Raw genomic sequence first — 17,400 nt, forward strand, 5'->3', positions numbered from 1 at the left:
TCCCGGGTCGTCCCCGCCCGTGGGTCACGACGACGGCGCGTAGGGCGAGAGCAGCGGGAGGTACGGGGCGGCCTCGCCGCGCCAGCGCCAGCGCGCGACGTCGTCGAGGCAGCGCCTGCCGCTGATCGCCCGGAACAGCTCGTGGGCGTCCGCCTCCACGGCGGCACCCGGCGCCGCCGGTCCGCCGACCACCCACTCCGCGGTGCCGTGCGGGTCCGCCAGCCGCAACGGCGCCAGCCCCCGTGCCGAGACCCGATCCCCCAGCCAGGACCGGTAGCTCGCGAAGCCGTAGCGCGCGATGGGCGACTGCGCGTCCGGGGGCAGCCCCAGCGCCTCCCGGAGGTCGCCGAGGTGGACCGCGAGGTCGGCGGCCGGCGCCGCGATGATCCAGCCGGGCACGTCGACGGTGGCGCGGTCGCCCCGGCGGAGCCCGCGGACCAGCGCCTGGCCGTGCCTCTCCAGCTCGGCGACGAGCCGGTGTCGGTCGAGGCCCCGGCGGGCCTCGACCTGCCCCGCGGTCCAGGCCTCGCGTCGTACGGCGGTCTCCGGGTCGGCCCAGGCCTGCATCGCGCCGTCGAAGAAGGCGCCACGCACGGAGTCCTCCGCGACGCCGCACAGGTGGGCGACCAGGTCCTGCACCGACCAGAGCGGGCACGCCGGGACGCGCGTCCCCAGCTGCGCGTCGGAGAGCCCGTCGACCAGCACGACCAGACGGCGCAGGCCGTCCTCGTACGCCGCCGCGGCGCGCCAGCGGGCGGACCGCTCGGGGGTGAAGACGTCAGCCAGCCGGGTCGTGCGGGTGAACGTGTCGAGGAACTGCTGGCCGGCGACCGGGTCCGCGGCCAGGCCGGCGTACCGTGCCGCGGTCCGCGGTTCGGGCAGCCGCGCGGCACGGAAGGAGAACTCGTACGCCTCTCCGGACCGGTCGGCTCGCCACTGCTCGTAGTCGGTCAGGTCACCGCCGGCGAGCAGGTCCTGCGCGACGTGCTCCGCCTGGGCGAGCGCGTCACCGATGCCCTGCCCCGTGGTCGGGTGCTTGAAGTGGCCGGCGTCGCCGACCAGGGCCCAGCCCGGCCCGGCCGCGGCGCGGTAGTAGCCGCGCATCATCGTCTCCGGGGCGCCGACCACGGGCGAGACGAGCTCGGCGGCGTCGAGCAGGCGCGGGTTGAGCACCGCCGGGAACTCCATCAGCATCGCGCGGTAGCGAGCGGCGACCTCCGACGCCGTCCCGCGGGTGAGCGCTGCCGGCCCGGCCACGGTGAGGAGGTGCAGCCCGTCCTCGCACGGAGCAGCCATCAGCGCAGAGCGCTCGTGCATGTCCAGCCGGATCCAGTCGGTGGCCGGCAGCCCGCGCCAGTAGCCGAGCAGCATCGCCACCTCGCCGCGGCGTTCGTCGCGTCGCTCCAGGCCGAGGTGGCGGGCCACGCTCGAGTGCCGCCCGTCCGCGCCCACGACCCAGCGCGCCCGGAGCTCGGTGCCGTCGTCGAGCCTCACCCCGCGGGCGGGGTCGTCCTCGACGCCGGACCCGACGAGTCCGGTCACCTTCCGGCCCGGCAGGACGTGGGCGCCGGCCTCCTCGGCCAGGTCGACGAGGACGGCGTCCAGGCTCACCCGGCGTACGGACAGCGCCCGGTCGTGCCCGCCGACCGGGGTGAAGGCGCCGGCGACCTCGTGGCCCAGCACCCGCCAGGCGTAGCGGGCGGGGACGAGGTGGTGGCGCCGGCCGAGCAGCTCCAGGGCTCCGAGCTCGTCCAGGCGCGCGACGCCGTCGGGGAAGAGCACGTGGGTGGACAGCGTGTCGCTGGGGAACCGGGCCTTGTCGACCACCGCCACGCGCCAGCCACCGCGCGCCAGCCGGGCAGCGAGCGTGGAGCCCGCGCAGCGAGCGCCGACGACGACGGCGTCGTACGTGGCGGTGGTCAGTTCGCTGGGCCTGGCGGTTGTCATGGGCCGAGTGTGGTTCTCGCGCGTTGAGGTGGTGTTGAGGTACGGCGCCAACGAGCCGGGGCTCCCGCGCGGGTCAGGACGTCCTCGGCGTCGGCGCGGCGGGCGCGCGCCCCCTCGACCCGTCCCGCCCCCTCGAGAGCCGCCGCCCAGACCCGCAGTGACGCTGCGAGCCGCCACGGGACGCGATGGCGGCCGAAGACCTCGGCCGCCCGCCGTGCCTCCGCCTCGGCGGCCGTCCAGTCGGTGTCGCGCAGGGCGACGCGGCCTCGGGCCAGGGCCACCTCCCCCACCAGCCCGCGCCAGTCCTCGCCGCCGGCCAGGACGCCCTCGCACCGGGCGAGGTGGGCGGCAGCATGGTCCGGAGGGGTGGTGGGGAGCCCGGCCAGTCGGGCCCGGAGCCAGACCTCGCTCGGGACCTGGGGGGACGCGGCGACGATCTCGAGCCCCTGGTGCAGCACCTCGGCCGCCCGGCGGTCCTCGCCCAGCGCCAGCAGCGCGTCGGCGAGCCAGCGGGCGTTCGCGACCGCGTCGTGACGGTCACCGGCGGCGAGGTCGTGGTCGAGCGCCGCCTGCCACTGGTCGGCCGCCTCCTCCCACTCCCCCGTCAGGAAGCGGACCAGCCGCCGGCCCACGGCCTCCTCCGGCAGGCGGGCCGCCGCCCGCTGGGCCACGTCGAGCTCGCCGGTCGTGGCCAGGGCCAGCACGAGCTGGTCCGTCAGGGCGTCGTGCTGCTGGAGCAGCCGGTCGACACGGGGCTGGCCGAGGCCGCGTCGGCACCACGACCGCCCCTGGTCCGGGTCGAGCAGGTAGACCGTGCAGATCAGGGCGGCGGCATTGGAGGGCGGCCAGCCCGCCGCAGGGTCGCCGAGGGCGCGTGCGGCGGACCAGGCCGTCTCCAGGTGGGCCAGCGCGGCGGTGGGGTGGCCGAGGTCGAGGGCGAGCCAGCCCCGACCCCAGTCGGCCACGAGCGACGGCTCGACCCGGCCGGTGGCCTCGGCGATCGCGTGGCACCGGTCGGCGGCCGCGGCCATGGTCGCGGTGTCGAGGGCGTGCATGGCGGCGGAGAGCCGGCCACGGTGGAGGCCGAAGCGGTCCTCGGGCGAGGGCAGCATCCGCTCGGCCGCCCGGAAGTGCTCCAGCGCACGGACGACGTCCATGTGGGCGTGCGGGACGACGAGGGCTCCCCCCAGCCGGGTGTGGACCATGCCGGCAGCCTCCGTGTCGCCGCACGCGAGGAAGGTGCCCAGGGCGCTCTCGAGGAGCTCGACGACCCGGTCGTAGCCGCGGCCGGCACGGAGCCGCAGGCGAGCCACGTCGACACGGGCCGCGGCCTGCTCGGTCGGCGTGGCCGATCGGTCCAGCAGGCCGAGGCGGGCCTCGGCCAGCCGGACGGCGACGTCGAAGCCGAAGGCGGCCGCCGCCACGTCCACGGCCCGCCCGACGAGGGCCGCCGCCTCCGCGGGATCGGCGGCCGGCCCGGCCTCGATGGCGTGACCGGCGGCGGCGATCACGTCTGCGTCGGCAGGGTGCGCGCCGAGCACCGCCGCGACCGCCCGCTGGTGGAGCCGCTGGCGCCGCGGGAGCGGGATCTCGCCGTGGACGGCCTCCCGCAGCAGGTCGTGCTGGAACGCGTAGCCCCCGGCCCACGACTGCCCCGCCTCGACGAGGAAGCCGCTGCTCACGGCCCGCTCGAGCGCTTGGACGACGCGCTCCTCGCGCTCCTCGAGCACGTGCCCCAATCGCGCCAGCTCCACCTCGCGTCCGAGCACCGCCGCGGCGGACAGGGCGGCCAGCGTCTCGTCGCCGAGCTGCCGGAGCCGGTGCCGCAGCACGCCCCGCAGGCCGGTGGGGAGGTCCTCGCCGAGACGGCCGGAACGCAGGTCGTCGGGTCCCAGGTCACGGAGCACCTCACGGGCGAAGAACGGGTTGCCGCCGGTCCGCTCCCACAGCGCCTCCACGAGCGCGGGCGATGCGTCCACGCCGTCCCGGTGCAGCGATGCCACCAGGTCGGCGAGGTCGTCCCGGTCCAGGGCTGAGAGCGACACCGGGCGGGTCATCTCGTGGACGCCGCCACGGCCCAGCAGACCGGCGAGCGGAGCGTGCCGTGTCCCCGGGGGATCGCGGAAGCAGACGAGCACCAGTGACTGCTCCGGCAGCCGAGTGGCGAGCGCCGCGAGGAGGTCGGACTCCTCGGCGGTCAGCCGTTCGGCGTCCTCGACGACGAGCAGCACCGGCCCGTCCCGCGCCAGGGCAGCCAGGAGCCACTCCACTCCACGGACGAGTCCGGCACGCAGGTCGGGGTCGGCGATCGGTGGTGCGTCGGCCTCCGAGCCGACCTCCAGGGGGAGCAGCGGGTGCAGCCGGGCGCGTACGCCGGTGGGCGCAGCGGCGACCAGCTGCTGCACGGCGGTGCTCCCACCCAGTGCCGAGGACAGGGCGGCGTACGGCACCGTCTCGTCGCAGCGCCCGACCAGGACGGTGGCGCCGTCCCGGGCGGCGTGGTGGGCCAGCTCGGCGGCCAGCCTCGACTTCCCCACGCCCGCGGGCCCGCCGAGCGCCAGCAGCCCCCTCCCCCCGTCGCGTACTTCCCCCCAGGCGTCGGTCGCCGTCGCGAGGGCGGCGTCCCGGCCGACCATGGGTGAGCGCCGGAGCGCGGCGAAGACGGCGTCCGACGGCTGTCGCGCGACGGGCGCCCGCGGCTCGGGGACGACCGGTCCGACCTCGCGGGACGACGTCGTGGCGTCGACGGCGAGGAGCAGCGCCGGGTCCTGCCGGAGCACGGCGGTCTCGAGCGCCTGGAGCTCCGGGCCGGGGTCGATGCCCAGCTCGTCACCGAGGCGCTGCCTGGTCGTCGCGTACGCCGCCAGTGCATCGGCCTGGCGTCCCGAGCGGTAGAGCGCCAGCACGAGCAGGCCGCACAGGCGCTCGTGGAAGGGGTGCGCCGCGACCAGCTCCTGCAGCCGTCCGACCACCTCACGGTGCTGGCCGAGCTCGAGGGCTGCGGCCATCGCGGCCTCCTCCGCGACGACACGGAGCTCACCGAGCCGGGCGACGGTGGTCTCGGCGAAGTCGGGCGGGCCTAGGTCGCTCAGCACCTCGCCGCGCCACAGAGAGAGGGCGTCGCGCAGCAGCGCAGCGGCGCGGGCGGGGTCGCCCATCCCGAGGGCCTCCCGGGCGCGGTCGACGAGGTCCTCGAAGACCTCGGCGTCGAGGTCGGCCCGGTCGAGGAGCAGCGCATAGCCTCCCGGACGGTTGACGAGGCCGCCGTCGGCTCCGGCCGCGGCCAGGACCCGGCGTACGGCGGCGACGTGGGTGCGCAGGGTGGTCGCGGCCCCCTCGGAGGGGGACTCGCCCCACATGGAGGTCACGAGGAGCTCGCTGCTCAGCGGTCGATGGGGATGGAGCAGGAGCAGCGCCAGCAGCTGGCGCGCTCGCGGCCCGCCGAGGGCCACCGGACGCCCGTCGGCGTCGCACACCTGGAGCGGCCCCAGGATGCCGAAGCGGGGGGCCGTTCCAGGCGGCTGAGTGTGCACGCCACTCATGCGCTCACCCTAGTTGGCGGGGCGAGCCGCGGGCCCGTCCGATCAGTGACGGGTGGCGCTCACGATGCGGAACTCCCAGTCCGTCACGAGGCCCTCGACACCCGGCCGTGCGTTCGCCTCCGCGTGGCTGACGAGGTCGGCGCGCATCGCCGCCCGGCCCGCGTCGTCGAGCCGCGACGCAGCAGCCCGGGTCGGCCCGTAGTAGTCCAGGAAGAGGTCGGCGAACGCCTCCGCGCTGGTGAACCTCTGCGTGACCGTGTGCAGGGACGAGTGCACGTCGACGGCGTCGTCCCCCAGGAGCTCGGCGACGACGTCCTCCTCGCCCCACCGGACCGGCGACTGGGCGCCGGGCGGCGGCGACACGTGCCGGCCCACGATGCCGAGGATGCCGCCCACGAACCCGGGTCGGGTCCAGGACGCCAGGACGATCCGGCCGCCGCTCCGGACCACCCGCACCAGCTCCGAGGCGGCACGGTCGTGGTCCGCGGCGAACATGACACCGATCGCCGAGACGGCGACGTCGAAGCTGCCGTCGGCGAAGGGGAGCTGCTCGGCGGGCGCCTCGACGAAGCCGACGTCCAGCCGCTCGGCGGCGGCCCGCGCCCGGGCGATGTCGAGCAGCGCGGGGACGTAGTCGATCCCGGTGACGCGTGCGCCGGCCCTGGCTGCGGCGAGGGCGGCGTGCCCCGTGCCGGTGGCGACGTCGAGGACCTCCTCGCCGGGGACGATCGCGGCCGCGGAGACCATGGCCTCGTTGACGGGCACGGTGAGGGCGGCGATCCGGTTGTAGTCGCCGGAGCTCCACACCTGCTGCTGCTTCGCGCGCAGTGCGGTCATGGCCTCGGCGGGGTCGAGCTGGGTTGCGGACATGGTGGTTCCTTCCATGTGGATGGTGCTGGTGGATGGTGCTGGTGGTTGCTGGCGGGTGCCGGTGGTTGGTGGCCTACGCCATGGGCGCCGAAGCGTCCGGCACCTCACACGAAGACGGCGACCAGGGCCGCGGCCCAGGCCGCGGCGGCGGGCAGGCCTTCGCGGGCCGCCGACGCCAGGCGTCGTCGGGTGGCGCCCGTGGTGTGGGTCGTGCGGGCAGTGCGGGCGGTGCGCTGGGCGAGGCGCAGCTCGTGCGCCGCCCGGCGGGCCGGATGGTGTGCGTCCCGCACGACCTCGCTGGTGCGGGACTCCGCCAAGAGCTGGTGGATGGTGCTCATCACTCCTCCTTGTTGTTCAGGCGACGAGCGTCCTGCGCGGCCGTTGAGACGGCGTTGAGGTGCGGTGGAGGTGGCGGCGCGGCGGGCGGCCTGTGTCCAGAACGTGCACGAGCCCGTGTGATGTCTCAGGACTTCGGTGACGGCTCGGGGGTCTTGGGGCGTGGGCCGGCGGGGTTGGCCGTTGCCGACGCACCCGACCCCCGGGGGCTGGGCGTGTGTGCTCGGCGAGGACCTCGCCGTCCAAAGCTAGTGATGGTGAGGGCATCGGCGTCGGTGACGACCAGGACGTGTCGGAGTCCGTCCTGGCCTCCGACCATGTAGGTGACGGAGTCCAGGCGGAAGGTGCCCGCGGTCGTCAGTCTCTTCAGCGTGGTGCCCTCGGGCGGGTCCGGGGCTGCTGTACTCGCGGTCGGCGGATGATCCGAGCGCCAGCGACGCTATCGACGGCACGACCTCCAGGCCCATCGCGTGCATCTTGTCGTGCACGCTGATCGGCCCGTGGTCCAGCCCGGAGGCCTCCGGGCTGCGAGCACCCGAGCCCGCATCGCGGCCTCGGCGCAGGAGTGTCACCGATGTCCTGACGCAGAACTGTCACGGAAGTCCTGAGACATCACGGACGCACACGAACCCGAGAATCCCTTGACTCGAACACCTGTTCGAGAGACAATGGGACATGACCTCGACCGCGTCCCCCTCCGAGCCCCAGGGTTCGCCTGTGCTCGACGAGCTGGACGAGCGTGGGCTGCTGGACGTGGCCGGCTCTCGCCGCGTCGTACGACGCCTGGCCGAGGTCGACGAGATGCTGGTGGCTGCGCAGTGGGCGGTGCTCCACGGCCACCCGCGCGACGACCGGGACCCGATGACCCAGCCGGGCGGAGACGGCACCCCGGACGTGCGGGAGTACTGCTTGGCCGAGCTGGCCATGGCCCAGGAGACCCACGCCCTGACCGCACGGGCGCTGATCGCCGACACCCTGGACCTCATCCATCGGCTGCCCCGCACCTGGGCGATCGTCCAGGCCGGGCAGTGCGAGCCCTGGGTCGCCCGCAAGGTCGCCTCTATGTCGCGGCCCCTGCTCGCGGAGGCCATCGGCGTCGTCGACCGGGCCGTGGCTCGGGCCATCGCCGGCCACGCCCCGTCGACTGTCCTCTCGATCGCCCGGGCCAAGGTCATCGAGGCCGACCCCGAGACCCACGCCGCCGAGCGCGAGCGGCTCCGGCACGAGCGCTACGTGCGGCTGGGCAAGGCCGACGAGCTCGGCTACCGCCACGTCATCGCCCGCGTCACCGCCGGCGACGCCGCGTGGATCGACGCCATGGTCGACCGCGTCGCCGACATCCTGACCGCGACGCACGGGCACGACCACAACCGCGACGAGCTCCGCTCCCTGGCCATGGGCTGGCTCGCCCGCCCCGTCGACCTCCTCAAGCTGCTGCTCGAGCACACCGACACCGACGGGCCCGCCGAGGCCGACTCCGCGCAGCCCGATCAGCCCGTGTGGGCACCCGACCACCTGGCCGACACCGTGCAGCGACTGTGCAGCCTCCCCGCCCGCAGGCTCGCCTCCCTGCGCAGCCGCGGTCACCTCTTCGTCCACGTCACCGACGAGGCCCTCCGGTCCCGCACCGGCATCGCCCGGGTCGAGGGCGTCGGCCCCGTCCCCGTCGCCCAGCTCGCGGACCTCCTCGGCCACGCCGACGTCACCGTCCAGCCCGTCCTCGACCTGCGCGATCGCCGCCGCACCGACGCCTACGAGCACCCCGAGTCGCTCAAGGACCACGTCTGGACGCAGACCGGCGGCGACGTCTTCCCCTACAGCCCCCGCACCGCCACCCGTGCCGACGTCGACTTCGACCACAGCACGGCCTACGACCAGACCGGACCCCCCGGCCAGACCGGCCCCCACAACAGCGGCCCGCTCCGCAGACGCCACCACCGGTGGAAGACCCACGGCGGCTACCGCTGCCACGTCGCCGGCCCGGGCCGGCACCTCTGGCAGACCCCCAACGGCCTGACCTACCTCGTCGACCACCGCGGCACCCACCGACTGACCGACGACGAGGCCGACTTCATCCTCACCGCGCCCGCCGGCGTCGACATCCACCTCTCCCCCGTCGAGCTGGTCCTGTCCTGACGCGCGCGCGAGCCCCACGGTGCCGACGCAGTCTCCGGAAGTGAGTTCAGACCGACCGCTCGAAGGTGACGAGCAGGCCCTCGACCCCGCCCGGACCGACGCGACCCTTGATCTCGGCGCCCGTGATCGCTCTCAGCCGCCACCCCTGCCGGGCGTGCTCGTTGAGCAGCCCCTCCAGCTTGTCACCGGACATCTTGCCGCCGAGCAGCTTCTCGCGGACCTCGACCACCTTGTACTCGTACGTCATGCGCCGACCGTAGACCGAGGAATCCCCGCGCCTGATGAGGCCAAGGTCCCGCAGATCGTCCTAGTGTCGTCGGATGGACGAGCGCAACGGACTGACCCCGCAGGACCTCACCCACCTCCGTCGCTGCGTCGACCTCGCGCGCGAGGCGCTCGCCGACGGGGACGAGCCCTTCGGGTCGGTGCTGGTCGACCCGGACGGCCACGTGCTGCAGGAGGACCGCAACCGCACGGCCGGCGGCGACCAGACCCGGCACCCGGAGCTCGAGCTGGCGCGGTGGGCGGCGGCCCACGTGGCGCCGGACGTGCGCCCGCGCTGCACCGTCTACACCTCGGGTGAGCACTGCCCGATGTGCGCCGCCGGGCACGCCTGGGTGGGCCTCGGCCGGATCGTGTACGCCGGGTCGACCGAGCAGCTGACCCGGTGGCGCGCGGACTGGGGCCTGCCGCCCGGACCGGTCGCGCCCCTGCCGATCAACGCCGTGGCACCGGGCGTGCCGGTCGCGGGTCCGGCCGCCGGGCTGGCTGACGAGCTGCGAGAGCTGCACCGGCAGTCGGCACAGCGGGAGACGGCACAGCGGGAGACGGCACAGCGGGAGGGAGCGTCGTGAGCGGCATCCGGCAGCTGCGCCTGGTCGTCCACGCGAGCGACTACGAGCAGGCCGTGCACTTCTTCCGGGACGTGCTGGGGGCGCCCGTCGCGGAGGAGTACGCGAGCGACGGCGGTGCCCACGTGACGATCCTCGACGTGGGCCGAGCCACCCTCGAGCTCTCCAACGACGCCCAGGTCGAGCTCATCGACCGCGTCGAGGTGGGACGCCGGGTGGCCCCACACCTGCGCGTCGCGCTGGAGGTGGACGACTGCGAGGCGAGCACCCGCGACGCAGTGGAGGCGGGGGCGGAGCAGATCGCCCCGCCGACCCGGACGCCGTGGGACTCCCTCAACTCGCGCCTCGAGGCGCCGGCCGGCCTCCAGCTGACCCTCTTCCAGGAGCTCGGCAGGCCGGAGGAGTAGCAGCCCTCAGAGCGTGATCCGCCGGAGCTCGAGGGTCGCCAGGTCGACCGACGCGGCCGTGTTCTCCGGGACCGGCGTCCACCCCTGGGCGTCGATGCCGCTCGAGATCACGTGCACGGCGTCCGGGGTGAGCCGGAAGTCCATCGCGAAGTACTCGTCGTCGTGCCGGTGGGGTAGCTCGTCGTCGGACTCGAACAGGTCGCGCAGCCCCTCCAGCGGGACGGAGGCCCGGCTGTTGAAGTGCACCCCGAAGATCTGGGTCGGGGTGAGCAGCAGGGCGTTCAGGCTCGCCTCGGGGAACTCGGTCGTCAGGACACCCAGGGCCTGTCGCAAGCCCTCCTCCTCGTCACCGCGCTCCGCGATGCACTGGAGCACGAAGCGGAAGTAGCGCTCGCTGTCGGTGGTGCCCGCCAGTGCGGCCCGGGCGGTCGATCCGAGCAGGCGCTCCAGCCTGTCGACCGGCGAGATGTGCCCGTTGTGGGCGAACGCGTAGGCGCCCTCGGTGAACGGGTGGGTGTTCTCCGGGGTGACCTCCAGGCCCGGCGTCGCCCACCGCAGGTGGACCATGCCGGCCCTGCCGAGCGGCATCCGGGTGAGCTGCGCGTACGTCGGGTCCAGCACCGCCGAGGTCGGGGACGCCGTGGTCCGGAGCGAGCGGTCCTGCGGGTCCTGCCACGCCATCCCCCACCCGTCGCCGTGCACGGCTGTCAGGGCGGTGAACGCCTCGAAGTCCTCCTCGCCGAGCACGTCGACGACCGACAGTGGCTGCCGGGCGACATAGCCGAGGAGACGACACACGTTGACGAGAATCCTCGCCCTCGGGTCGCCTCGCAACCGTCCCGGCGCTGCTCAGGCGTCGAGCATCCGCGCGACCTCGCGCAACGCCTCGGCGTACCCGTCGACGCCCTTGCCGATCACGGCGGCGTCGGCCACCTTCCCGACGTAGGAGACGTGGCGGAACTCCTCGCGCTGGTGGATGTCGGAGATGTGCACCTCCACCACCGGGGCGCTCAGGACGGCGAGCGCGTCCATGATCGCGATTGACGTGTGGGTGTAGGCGCCGAAGTTGCCGACGACCGCGGTCCCGGACTCGAACGCCTCGTGGATCCAGTCGATGAGCAGGCCCTCATGGTTGCTCTGGCGGCACTCGACCTCGAGGCCGAGCCGCTCCCCCTCCGCGATGCACGACGCCTCGACGTCGGCGAGGGTCGCGGTGCCGTAGACCTCGGGGTCGCGGCGGCCGAGCAGGTTGAGGTTGGGTCCGTTGAGGACCAGCACGGAACGGCTCACGCGGCCCAGTATGTCGTGCGCGGCGGTCCCCGGGAGACCTCGTCAGCCGACGTGCACGGCAGCCGGCCCGGCCGGTACGTCGTACGGGCGACGACAGGTGCGCCCCTCGACGTCCGCCAGCACCTGGTGCGCCAGCCGCGCCGTCGGCGGCGCCAGGAAGATGCTCTGCGTCGCGTAGGGCCGGCCCGACCACGAGTCGGGCTGCTGGTGGCGGAGCCGGGTCCGGAGCAGCTCGACGGGGTGCCAGCCGGGCGCCGGGCGTGCGATGGCCGGGGCGACCTGCTCGAGGGTGTCCCACTGCCCCATCCAGAGCCTGACGTGCAGGTCGAGCGCCGCTGCCAGCACGGCGGGGTGCACGTCGACGACCAGCATCCAGTGGTGCACGCGGTAGCGGTACGCAGGCCGCGGGCCCACGGTCACACCGGCGCGGACGGACGCGACGTCGAGGTCGAGCGCGCAGGCCGCCGGGTCCCTGAGCCGCGCGGCACACAGCCGCGCGACGCTGGTCCAGTCGCCGGCGACGACGTCGGCGAGCGTGTCCAGCGCCGGGGCGAGCAGGCGTGCGCCGGGATGGGTGATGGTGATCGTCATGGGGACCTCGAGGTGGGAGGACTGCCAGCGTCGGGCGGCAGGGCACGGGGCCGGCCTGCCCTGCGCGGATTTCCCGTGAACCGGTGAAGGCGCCCGGCCCCGGCACGGGGTGACCATGGGGGACGCTCGACATCGGAGGGAGGTCCCGTGCGACGTACACCGGTCCTCGCAGGCGCCGCGGTGGCCACCGCGGGCGTCCTGCACGTGCTCGGGCGCACCGCCGGCTCGACGTCGGCCGAGCGCCGGGCCCGCCTGCCGGGCGACGACCTCGTGGACCGGCCGCAGCTGGTCACCGACCACGCCATCACGATCGCCGCTCCCCCGGAGCGCGTGTGGCCCTGGCTGACCCAGATCGGCTGGCACCGTGGTGGCTTCTACACCCCGGGCTGGGTCGACCGGCTGCTCTTCCCCGCCAACCGGCCCAGCGCGGACCGGCTCGACCCGCACCTCGTCCGCGATCTGCACGTCGGGGACACCGTCCCGGACGGCCCGCCCGGGACGGCGGAGTACGTCGTCGTCGAGGTGGACGCGCCCCGCACCCTGGTGCTGCGCTCCACCACGCACGTCCCCCCGGGGTGGGGCGAGAGGTACGACGCGCGGATCGTGTGGACCTGGACCATGACCCTGGCCGAGCCGCGTCCCGGCACGTGCCGGCTCCACCTCCGCGTCCGCGGGCGCATGTCGCCGCCGTGGTTCGCCGCGCTCTACGTGGCGACCATCGTGCCGGCGGACCTCGTGATGGCGCTCGGCATGCTGCGCGGCCTCCGGCGACGAGTCGAGCAGCCGGGGACGATGGACGTCGTCCCACGGGGACCTTCGCCCCTGTCATGAGCGCGTCGACGGGACGAGCGTGGTGCCCATGGACGGCGCCGTCGTGGCCTCGGGCCTGCGCAAGGACTTCGGTACGACGCGCGCTCTCGACGGCCTGGACCTGACCGTCCGCGCGGGCGAGGTCCACGGCTTCCTCGGCCCCAACGGCGCCGGCAAGACCACCACCATCCGCGTCCTGCTCGGCCTGGTGCGCGCCTCGGGCGGGCACGTCGTCCTGCTCGGGGGCGACCCGTGGCGGGAGACCGCGTCGCTGCACCGGCGGCTGGCCTACGTCCCCGGCGAGGTGAACCTGTGGCCCAACCTCACCGGGGGCGAGGTGATCGACCTGCTGGCCGACCTGCGTGGTGGCCTGGTGCCGGCGCGTCGGGCGGACCTGCTCGAGCGCTTCGAGCTCGACCCGACCAAGCAGGTCCGTGCCTACTCCAAGGGCAACCGCCAGAAGGTCGCGCTGGTCGCGGCCCTCGCCTCCGACGTGGAGCTCTACCTGCTCGACGAGCCCACCTCGGGGCTCGACCCCCTCATGGAGTCGGTGTTCCAGGACGTCGTGCAGGACCTGCGCCACCGTGGACGCACGGTGCTGCTCTCCAGCCACATCCTCTCCGAGGTGGAGGCTCTCTGCGACCGGGTCACGATCATCCGCAACGGGCGGACCGTCGAGACGGGGACCTTCGCCGACCTGCGGCACCTGACCCGCACGACGGTCGTCGTCGAGACCGTACGACGCCCGGACGCGCTGGCCGCGATGGCCGAGGTCCACGACCTGAGCCTCGAGGACGGGAGGGCGTCCTTCGGCGTCGACCCCGGCGACCTGGACACGGTGCTGACCCGGCTCGTGGAGCACGGCGTGCGCTCGCTCGTCAGCACCCCGCCGACCCTGGAGGAGCTGTTCCTCCGGCACTACGGCGACGAGGTCCCGCAGCACGCACCGCTGGGGGCCTGAGCCGTGCGCGCCCCGACCACGGCGGACCTGACCGGGACCCGGCGACTGGTCCGGCTGGCGGCACGACGCGACCGCTGGACCCTCCCGGGGTGGTGGCTCGGTCTCGGGTTCTTCGTGGCGGCCACGACGGCCCTGTTCGCCGACAGCTTCGCCCGCGGCGGGGACCTCGTCGAGGAGACCCGGCTGGTCGCCACCAACACCGGCATGCGGCTGATCGGCCTGACGTCCGGGCCCAGCGTGGGCGGCTACATGCTGCACCGCGAGTTCGTCACCCTCGCGGTGCTCGCCGCCCTGATGGGCAGCTTCGCGGTGATCCGGCACACCCGTCAGAACGAGGAGCTCGGCCGGGCCGAGCTGGTCGGGTCGACGGTGGTCGGACGGTACGCCGGCCTCGCAGCCGGCGTCGTCATCGCGGTCGTCGCCGAGGTCGTCCTCGCCCTGGTCCTGGCGGCCGGCATGGTGGCCGCCGGCCTGCCCGTCGCCGGCTCCTTGCTGGCCGGGGCGTCCGTGGCCTCCGTCGGGCTCGTCTGGGTGGGCGTCGCCGCGGTGACCTGCCAGCTCTCCTCGACCGCCCGGGGCGCCGCCGGGATCGCGGCCGCGGCCCTGGGGATCGCGTTCGGGCTCAGCGGCATCGGAAACATGCTGGGCACCGTGGACCGGTTGGGCCTGCGGGTGACCAGCGCCTGGCCCTCCTGGCTCTCACCGATCGGCTGGGGGCAGCAGACCCGCCCCTTCGGGGACGCGCGCTGGTGGCCGTTGCTCCTGGCGCTCCTCGCACTCGCAGCCCTGGTGGCCGTCGCCGTCGTCCTGGCCGCGCGCCGTGACGTCGGCCGCGGCCTGTGGCCCGAGCGCACCGGCCCGGCCGGGGCGGCGCGCACGCTGCTCTCGCCCGCCGGGCTGGTGTGGCGGCTGCAGCGCAACGTGTCGGCCGGGTGGGCGCTCTCGCTGGCGATGTTCGGTCTGGTCTTCGGCAACCTCACCGAGCAGATCCGCGGCCTGGAGGGCAGTGCGCGGGACTGGTGGATCGAGGCCGGGGGCACCGATGTGATCGTGGAGGCCTACCAGGTGTCGATCATCCAGATGGCCGGGATGTTCGTGGCGATCCACCTCGTACAGCTGCTCCTGCGGATGCGCGTCGACGAGGTGGGCGGGACGCTCGAGCCGCTGCTGGCGACGGGCGTGACCAGGACCCGCTGGCTGGGGGCGCACCTGGCGGTCGCGGTCACCAGCTCAGTGGCGCTGATGGTCCTGTTCGCGGTCGCCATGGGCCTGACGACGGGACAGGTCCTCGGCGACACGGGTGCTCATGTCCGCGCGCTGGTGGGGGCGGGGCTCGTGCAGGTCCCCGGCATCCTGGTCGTCGGGGCCGCCGTGACGGCGGTCGTGTGCGTCGTACCGCGCTGGTCGGTGCCGATCTCCTGGAGCATCCTCCTGGCCACCCTCGTGGTCGGGCCGATGTTCGGCCCCGGGCTCGACCTCCCGGCGTGGCTGCAGGACACCTCCCCGTTCACGCACAGCCCCAAGGCGCCCGCCGCGGCGGTCACGGCCGCTCCCCTGCTCGGGCTCACCGCCGTGAGCCTCGGCCTGGCCGCCGCAGCGCTGGTCTCGCTCCGCCGGCGCACGCTGTCACTCCCCGCCTGAGCCCCCTCCGAACGCGGAACCGGCCGCCCACTGCGTGAGCAGGCGGCCGGGCTACCGCGCTGCGGCTCCCCCCCGGGAGCAGCACGGCACACCGGGGCTCGTCCCTCTCGGGAAAGGACGCGCCCGGCGAGGGCTCCGCGGCTGGCGCTCCTCGGCGGTCGCGGTCACCCTTCTGGGTCGAGCCTCTCCGGACGGGCACGCGTTCCTTAGGGTCTTTGGTCCCTTCCGGCCCCGCCATTGGTCCCGCCGTTGGTCGAACCCTGGGCGAGGGGACCGATCCCGTGCTCGCCCGAGCGGGGCAGGGGCGGACGGGCGACGGGGAGGATACGCGCCGTCCACACCACCCGGGTGCCGGTGTCGCCGGCACCCGGCCCGACCTCGAAGCTGCCGGAGCGCTGCTCGGCCCGCTTGCGCAGGTTGGCGAGGCCGCTGCGGCGGCTGCTCGTTCCGATCCCCACCCCGTCGTCCTCGACCCACACCTCGAGCACGGAGTCCTTCAGGTTCACCCCGACCGCGACGTGCTCCGCGTGTGCGTGGCGCGCGACGTTGCTCAGGGACTCGCGCACCACGGCGGCGACGTCGTCGACGAGCTCCTCGTCGCCCACGGTGTCCACGGCGCCGGCGAAGCCCACCTGCGGTTCCAGCCGGAGCGACGGCGTCGCCTCGGAGACCACGGTGAGCACGGTCGTGCGCAGTCCCGAGCCCAGCGGGGCGTGCGGGCGGAGGTGGAAGATCGAGGCCCGGATCTGCCGGATCGAGTCGTCGATCCCGTCGATCACCCGGTCGACCAGCTCGCTGCCCGGACCCGCGCCCATGCCGGCGAGAGCCGCCTGGAGGGTCATGCCCGAGGCGAACAGCTGCTGGATGACGTGGTCGTGCAGGTCCCGCGCGATGCGGGCCCGGTCCTCGTAGAGGGCCATCCGCTGGGCTTCGCGCCGGCCGTCCGCGAGCTCGAGGGCCACCGAGGCGTGGAAGGCGAAGTCGGTCGCCATGTCGACCTCCGTCGCGGCGAACCCGTGCCGGCCCGGCGCCCGGCCCGCGACCAGCACCCCCCGGACACCCTCGACACCGGCGAGCGGCAGCACCATCACCGGCCCCAGTGTCACGACCCGCGCGACCATGAGCGGCGGCGACGGCGGCCGGAGCGCGCCGACGTCCTCGAAGACCTGCGGCACGCCGCTGCGCAGCACCATCTGGCTGATAGTGCCGGGCAGCGCATAGGTGAAGCCGACCAGCTCGTCCTCCCCCTGTCCCACGGCCACCACCACGGTGAGGTGGGCCGCGTCGGCGGCCGGCAGGGCGACCGTCACCAGGTCGGCGTCGGCGAGCTCCGCCACCCGCTCGGCGATGGTGCGGAGCGCCTCGTCACCCGGGTGCGTGAGCACCCGGCGCGTCATGTCGGTCGAGGCCGCCAGCCACTTCTGGCGGTGGGTGGCCTCCTCGTAGAGGCGCGCGTTGTCGATGGCCACGGCGGCCGCGGCGGCGAGCGCGGTGACGAGCTCCTCGTCGTCGTCGCTGAACTCCCGCTCGGCGAGCGAGGCGAGGTAGAGGTTGCCGAACACCTCGCCGCGCACCCGGATGGGGACCCCCAGGAAGCCCCGCATGGGCGGGTGTCCCTCGGGGAACCCCACCGAACGAGGGTCCTCGCCGATGACACGCAACCGGATGGGCGACGGGTCGTCGATCAGGGCGCCCAGCAGGCCCCTGCCCTCGGGCAGGTGGCCGATGAGGTCGGCCCCCTCCTCGTCGATGCCGGTGTAGATGAACTGCTCGAGGCCGGAGCCGTACCGCTTGATGACGCCGATGGCGCCGTACGGCGCGTCCACCAGCTCGCACGCTGCCTCGACGATCCGCTGGAGCACCCGGTCCAGGTCGAGGTCCCCCATGACCGCGCGGCTGGCGCGCAGCAGGCCGCGCAGGCGCTGGTGGGCCGCCAGCAGGTCCTCGTCGGCGCGCGACGGACCGCGCCCGAGGGTCCCGTCGCCGCCTGCAGAGCGCTGGCTCACGACCCTCACGCT

The 17,400-nt window shown here is 74.6% G+C and carries 15 protein-coding genes; 6 read left to right on the plus strand and 9 right to left on the minus strand.

The genetic code is table 11. The features are described from left to right. Positions 1-24 precede the first annotated feature (24 nt). The 4 genes from DAI17_RS10055 to DAI17_RS10070 form a co-directional block, all read right to left on the minus strand. Positions 25-1,947, minus strand: a complete 1,923-nt coding sequence (locus DAI17_RS10055; protein WP_107772787.1) for an FAD-dependent monooxygenase — start codon at positions 1,945-1,947, stop codon at positions 25-27. Next, a complete protein-coding gene (locus DAI17_RS10060; RefSeq protein ID WP_107772788.1) occupies positions 1,944-5,489 on the minus strand; it encodes a BTAD domain-containing putative transcriptional regulator in 3,546 nt (1,181 codons plus the stop codon). The genes DAI17_RS10055 and DAI17_RS10060 overlap by 4 nt, the downstream gene beginning before the upstream one ends. A 42-nt stretch (positions 5,490-5,531) precedes the next feature. Further along, positions 5,532-6,359, minus strand: a complete 828-nt coding sequence (locus DAI17_RS10065; protein ID WP_199905049.1) for a class I SAM-dependent methyltransferase — start codon at positions 6,357-6,359, stop codon at positions 5,532-5,534. A 104-nt stretch (positions 6,360-6,463) separates the two neighbouring features. Continuing rightward, positions 6,464-6,697: a hypothetical protein gene (locus tag DAI17_RS10070; RefSeq protein WP_107772789.1), complete on the minus strand. Its 234-nt coding sequence runs from the start codon at positions 6,695-6,697 to the stop codon at positions 6,464-6,466. A 673-nt stretch (positions 6,698-7,370) separates the two neighbouring features. Between DAI17_RS10070 and DAI17_RS10080 the strand changes: the two genes are divergently transcribed. Next, positions 7,371-8,831: a hypothetical protein gene (locus DAI17_RS10080; RefSeq protein WP_159081463.1), complete on the plus strand. Its 1,461-nt coding sequence runs from the start codon at positions 7,371-7,373 to the stop codon at positions 8,829-8,831. Positions 8,832-8,877: 46 nt separating this feature from the next. Here DAI17_RS10080 and DAI17_RS10085 read toward each other — a convergent pair whose 3' ends face one another. After that, positions 8,878-9,078, minus strand: a complete 201-nt coding sequence (locus DAI17_RS10085) for a DUF4177 domain-containing protein (protein ID WP_107772791.1) — start codon at positions 9,076-9,078, stop codon at positions 8,878-8,880. Between the two features lie 73 nt (positions 9,079-9,151). On the opposite strand from DAI17_RS10085, the gene DAI17_RS10090 reads away from it, so the two are divergent. Both DAI17_RS10090 and DAI17_RS10095 read left to right on the plus strand, forming a co-directional pair. Continuing rightward, a complete protein-coding gene (locus DAI17_RS10090) occupies positions 9,152-9,685 on the plus strand; it encodes a nucleoside deaminase (RefSeq protein ID WP_107772792.1) in 534 nt (177 codons plus the stop codon). Beyond that, positions 9,682-10,089 carry a VOC family protein gene (locus DAI17_RS10095; RefSeq protein WP_199905050.1) on the plus strand — a complete coding sequence of 136 codons (408 nt, stop codon included), beginning with the start codon at positions 9,682-9,684 and terminating at the stop codon, positions 10,087-10,089. Before DAI17_RS10090 ends, DAI17_RS10095 begins: the two co-directional genes overlap by 4 nt. A gap of 6 nt (positions 10,090-10,095) precedes the next feature. On the opposite strand, the gene DAI17_RS10100 is transcribed toward DAI17_RS10095, so the two are convergent. Genes DAI17_RS10100 through DAI17_RS10110 form a run of 3 tightly spaced genes read right to left on the minus strand, consistent with a single transcriptional unit; the run spans position 10,096 to position 11,970 of the window. After that, complete coding sequence (locus tag DAI17_RS10100) at positions 10,096-10,887, minus strand: class II glutamine amidotransferase (RefSeq protein WP_159081464.1); 792 nt, start codon at positions 10,885-10,887, stop codon at positions 10,096-10,098. Between the two features lie 51 nt (positions 10,888-10,938). Beyond that, complete coding sequence (gene aroQ, locus DAI17_RS10105) at positions 10,939-11,379, minus strand: type II 3-dehydroquinate dehydratase (protein ID WP_107772794.1); 441 nt, start codon at positions 11,377-11,379, stop codon at positions 10,939-10,941. A gap of 42 nt (positions 11,380-11,421) precedes the next feature. Then, complete coding sequence (locus DAI17_RS10110; RefSeq protein ID WP_107772795.1) at positions 11,422-11,970, minus strand: hypothetical protein; 549 nt, start codon at positions 11,968-11,970, stop codon at positions 11,422-11,424. A 147-nt stretch (positions 11,971-12,117) separates the two neighbouring features. Between DAI17_RS10110 and DAI17_RS10115 the strand changes: the two genes are divergently transcribed. From DAI17_RS10115 to DAI17_RS10125, 3 genes are read left to right on the plus strand one after another with little or no spacing between them, the layout of a single operon-like run. Further along, positions 12,118-12,801, plus strand: a complete 684-nt coding sequence (locus DAI17_RS10115; RefSeq protein WP_107772796.1) for an SRPBCC family protein — start codon at positions 12,118-12,120, stop codon at positions 12,799-12,801. 28 nt (positions 12,802-12,829) lie between these two features. After that, a complete protein-coding gene (locus tag DAI17_RS10120) occupies positions 12,830-13,741 on the plus strand; it encodes an ABC transporter ATP-binding protein (RefSeq protein ID WP_107772797.1) in 912 nt (303 codons plus the stop codon). A gap of 3 nt (positions 13,742-13,744) precedes the next feature. Further along, on the plus strand, positions 13,745-15,382 hold the full coding sequence (locus DAI17_RS10125) for an ABC transporter permease (protein ID WP_107772798.1): 1,638 nt from the start codon (positions 13,745-13,747) through the stop codon (positions 15,380-15,382). A 206-nt stretch (positions 15,383-15,588) separates the two neighbouring features. Here DAI17_RS10125 and DAI17_RS10130 read toward each other — a convergent pair whose 3' ends face one another. Next, positions 15,589-17,388 (minus strand): sensor histidine kinase, encoded by a 1,800-nt coding sequence (locus DAI17_RS10130; RefSeq protein ID WP_159081465.1) that lies wholly within the window; start codon positions 17,386-17,388, stop codon positions 15,589-15,591. Positions 17,389-17,400: the final 12 nt, after the last annotated feature.

It is taken from the genome of Nocardioides sediminis, from assembly GCF_003047295.1.
GTDB lineage: Bacteria > Actinomycetota > Actinomycetes > Propionibacteriales > Nocardioidaceae > Nocardioides > Nocardioides sediminis.

Bases quoted from the DNA above. Each gene is read 5' to 3' on its own strand.
- DAI17_RS10055 (WP_107772787.1), bottom strand. From the start codon at position 1,947: ATGACAACCGCCAGGCCCAGCGAACTGACCACCGCCACGTACGACGCC.
- DAI17_RS10060 (WP_107772788.1), bottom strand. From the start codon at position 5,489: ATGAGTGGCGTGCACACTCAGCCGCCTGGAACGGCCCCCCGCTTCGGC.
- DAI17_RS10065 (WP_199905049.1), bottom strand. From the start codon at position 6,359: ATGTCCGCAACCCAGCTCGACCCCGCCGAGGCCATGACCGCACTGCGC.
- DAI17_RS10070 (WP_107772789.1), bottom strand. From the start codon at position 6,697: ATGAGCACCATCCACCAGCTCTTGGCGGAGTCCCGCACCAGCGAGGTC.
- DAI17_RS10080 (WP_159081463.1), top strand. From the start codon at position 7,371: ATGACCTCGACCGCGTCCCCCTCCGAGCCCCAGGGTTCGCCTGTGCTC.
- DAI17_RS10085 (WP_107772791.1), bottom strand. From the start codon at position 9,078: ATGACGTACGAGTACAAGGTGGTCGAGGTCCGCGAGAAGCTGCTCGGC.
- DAI17_RS10090 (WP_107772792.1), top strand. From the start codon at position 9,152: ATGGACGAGCGCAACGGACTGACCCCGCAGGACCTCACCCACCTCCGT.
- DAI17_RS10110 (WP_107772795.1), bottom strand. From the start codon at position 11,970: ATGACGATCACCATCACCCATCCCGGCGCACGCCTGCTCGCCCCGGCG.
- DAI17_RS10120 (WP_107772797.1), top strand. From the start codon at position 12,830: ATGGACGGCGCCGTCGTGGCCTCGGGCCTGCGCAAGGACTTCGGTACG.